5 protein-coding genes are annotated in these 3,370 nt (G+C 56.2%); 4 read left to right on the top strand and 1 reads right to left on the bottom strand.

Annotated elements, in window-relative coordinates:
* The 3 genes from AK59_RS0123085 to AK59_RS0123075 all read left to right on the top strand — a co-directional run.
* The coding region (locus tag AK59_RS0123085; RefSeq protein ID WP_029883925.1) for a LysR substrate-binding domain-containing protein at positions 1 to 206 on the top strand (206 nt) is incomplete at its 5' end.
* Positions 207 to 225: 19 nt separating this feature from the next.
* Positions 226 to 1,407, top strand: coding sequence for an aminotransferase-like domain-containing protein (locus AK59_RS0123080; RefSeq protein ID WP_029883924.1), 1,182 nt, complete (start codon positions 226 to 228; stop codon positions 1,405 to 1,407).
* A gap of 85 nt (positions 1,408 to 1,492) precedes the next feature.
* A complete protein-coding gene (locus AK59_RS0123075) occupies positions 1,493 to 2,011 on the top strand; it encodes a DUF6622 family protein (RefSeq protein ID WP_029883923.1) in 519 nt (172 codons plus the stop codon).
* A 2-nt stretch (positions 2,012 to 2,013) separates the two neighbouring features.
* On the opposite strand, the gene AK59_RS0123070 is transcribed toward AK59_RS0123075, so the two are convergent.
* Positions 2,014 to 2,433, bottom strand: a complete 420-nt coding sequence (locus tag AK59_RS0123070) for a nuclear transport factor 2 family protein (protein ID WP_029883922.1) — start codon at positions 2,431 to 2,433, stop codon at positions 2,014 to 2,016.
* 98 nt (positions 2,434 to 2,531) lie between these two features.
* Here AK59_RS0123070 and AK59_RS0123065 point away from each other — a divergent pair, with 98 nt between their 5' ends.
* A complete protein-coding gene (locus AK59_RS0123065) occupies positions 2,532 to 3,263 on the top strand; it encodes a helix-turn-helix domain-containing protein (protein WP_013098392.1) in 732 nt (243 codons plus the stop codon).
* Positions 3,264 to 3,370: the final 107 nt, after the last annotated feature.

Below are 3,370 nucleotides of genomic sequence, written 5' to 3'. Positions count from 1 at the left end.
TGGCGGCGCGCGCCGGGGCGGGGCTGCTTCTGCAGCCGGAGGTGCTGGTGGCGGAAGAGCTGGCAAGCGGCAGGCTGGTTCGGGTTCTGGAGCCGTTTACACCCGCGCCGAGGCCGGTGCATTTACTGTGGCGTCAGGATTTACGTCCCCTCCCGAAGCTAACGGAATTTATTGCTCATATTCTGCTAAGATTGGGCACAATATAAAAAAGAAGGTAATCAAAGAATGTCTGCAAACAAACTCGCCAGCAGCGCGCAGGGCCTGCAATCTTCCGCCATCCGTGAATTATTAAAACATAGCAAAATGGCAGGCGTCATTTCGCTGGGTGGGGGTATTCCTAACCCGGCCTTGTTCGATCACGAAGGCCTGAAAATCGCCGCTGATGCCGTACTGTCGCAGCATTTTGGTGAAGCCTTCCAGTATGGTCTGACCGAGGGTGTGCCGGGACTGCGGGAAGAGATTCAGCGCATCTGCGAAGGGCGCGGGATCCGCTGCAAAGCGGATGATGTGGTCGTGACCTCCGGTTCACAACAATCCCTCGACGTGCTGGCGCGCGCGTTAATTAATCCGGGCGATACCGTCGTCGTCGAACGCCCAACCTATCTTGCCGCGCTGCAGGTCTTTGGTCTGGCGCAGGCGAATTTCGAATCCGTTGGCACCGATGGCGACGGCATGAAAGTGGATGAACTCGAAGCCCTGGTGGCAAATAAACCCATCAAAGCGGTTTATATTGTGCCGACATTTGGTAACCCGGGTGGCGTTACGCTGTCTGAGGCGCGCCGTAAACAGCTGGTGGAACTCTCGAAGCGCTATGACTTTGTGATTATCGAAGACGATCCGTACAGTGAAATCAATTACACCGACGAAGTTTTCCGCCCGTTAATTGCCCATGCCAAAGATATCGGCAACGAAGAGAACGTGGTGTATACCTCAACCTTCTCTAAAATTCTCGCGCCGGGCACCCGTGTGGGCTGGGTGCTGGTGCCGGAGTGGCTGAAGCGTGCGGTGGTGAACCTGAAGCAAACCACCGATCTGCACACCAGTACGCTGTCGCAGCTGATGACTTACGAATACCTGAAAACCGGGCGTCTGGCCGGGCAGATCAAAATGATCCGCGAAGCCTATCGTCAGAAGTACCAGACGTTCGCCAACGAACTGGAAGCCGAGCTGAGCGATGTGATGTCGTTCCACAAGCCGAAGGGCGGCATGTTCCTGTGGGCGAATATGAAAAATGGTAGTAATACCACGCGCTGGCTGGAAAAGACGTTAAGTAACGGCGTAGTATTTGTGCCGGGCGAATTTTTCTACTGCAATGAGCCAGACCATTCGACGCTGCGTATGTCGTTTGTCACGCCAACGGATGAAGAGCTGAAAGAGGCGGTTCGTCGCCTGAAAAAATCGCTGTAAAAGACCTGCGCATAATGGCGCTCCTGCCGTTATGCGCAATACGCGTTCAGGGCGGCAGGAGCCGCGATCGTCCATGGTGATCTCCATGTTTGAATTTCTGCTCGGTGTCGTTACGCACACACCCGCCTGGGTGTGGGTGCTGTTTATCTTCCTTATCTCCCGCGGCATTAAAGCCCGCAAGCCGGCCACCGTGACGCTGGAGCGGCTTGCTATCATTCCGGGCATTTTTCTTATCTGGGATATTTACGATCTGGTGGTCTATCGCACGCTGACTCCTGCGACTGTTGCATTGTGGACGGCGGGGATCCTTGCCGGTGCGGCACTGGGGTACTTCCTGATTAAGCAGGCAGCTATCACCCGAGCTGAGGCACCGCGCAGCCTCCACCGTCAGGCAGACTACACCGCGCTGCCGTTTATGATGCTGGCGTTCGCGGTGAAGTATGTGCTGGGCGTGATGAGCGCCATCTCTCCCCATACTATGCAGCAACCCGCCATGAGCGCGCTGGCGATTATCTCAGGCGGGGTATTTGCGGGCGTGTTTATCGGAAAATTTGCGCGTTATGTTGAGGTATATAACCGTAGCGTACCGCGCCCGGCGGAGTGACGTTACTCTGTCGCATGGGCCAGCGTGCGATCTGAAGCATCGCCGCTGAGGGCCCGCGTGACTTCATGGATCCGCCAGATTTTCCCTTCACGCAGCGCGGCAAACAGGTAAACCTCGATCTCTGCCTGACGACCGCCAGGATACGTGACCGTCACGATATGCCGGTCAGCCAGAAGTTCGTCATGACAGGCTATCTCCGCCACGGTAAAGGCGATCGTGCGAGTCTGCGAGCTGACGTGGCTCAGGTGCTGGATAAATCCCCGGTAATCAAGCGTGTAACCGTCCGTAACCTGCTGGTAATCGGGCGTAAAGACCTCTGCCGGATCGATATCGCCGTTGAATAAGCGGGTTAACAGGCACGCCATCTTTTCGCGCTGTGCGGCATTGTCGGTGTCGGCTATCAGGGATGTGATTATGCTCATTAAGGGCTCCTTATGTGGTTTAGTCGCCATTATCCTTGACAGCAGAAGACGCAGTTTCTGTAATACGCCGATGAATAACGGTTTTCGGTCAAAATGATATGGTCAGTACTGAGACGCTCCTTCATCCTGGCGGGTACCGAACCCCCTGGCACAGCCATCGCGCTGGGCAGCTGTGGCGCATTGCAACGGGTCTGCTGGTGATTGAGTCGCAGCAGGGGCGCTCGGTCGTACCGGCAAAACACATCGGCTGGATCCCGCCTGGCAATCAGCACGCCGCCTTTTCTGAAAGCGCGATAGAAGGCAGCGCCATCTATCTTGACCCCGCCTGCTGCGCAAGGCTTCCCGATGTGCCCGCCCTGTTCGAGCCCGACGATCTTACCCATGCACTGTTTTCCCGCTTAAGCGTTGCTGAAAGCGAGTACGATCCGCGAAAGCTCACCCTGCTGCTGGATGAGCTTGCCGTGGCACCTCAGGTGCACTTTACTCTGCCCGTGCCGACGGATCCGCGTCTGAAGGACGTAGTCAGGCATTTGCTGCAGTTTGTCGATGATAATCAGACGGTTGAGAACCATGCCCGCCAGGCGGGGATGAGCGTGCGTACGTTCAACCGTCGTTTTCGTGCCCAGACCGGAATGAACTTCGTTAACTGGCGGCAACTGGCGCGGGTAATGCAGGCAATGGAGTGGTTGGCCGCGGGGAAGCCGGTGGGATGGATTGCGCTGTCTTGCGGTTACAGCAGCGTCAGCGCATTCATTGAGGTCTTCAGCGCGTGGACCGGTAAAACGCCGGGGCAGTGGGCGCTTAAAGAAGCCCCTTTTGGGCGAAGGTAATGCGCGTGGCGTCGTTGAGATGCGTAATTTTTCCTGGTTATTCATAATTAACGTCCTGTTTATAAATATAAAATAGGTGCGGTATGATGCCCTCACCCCGGCCCTCT

The organism is Enterobacter sp. T1-1 (assembly GCF_000710795.1).
Lineage (GTDB): Bacteria > Pseudomonadota > Gammaproteobacteria > Enterobacterales > Enterobacteriaceae > Enterobacter > Enterobacter cloacae.
This window is presented reverse-complemented; position numbering and strand designations above follow the sequence as displayed.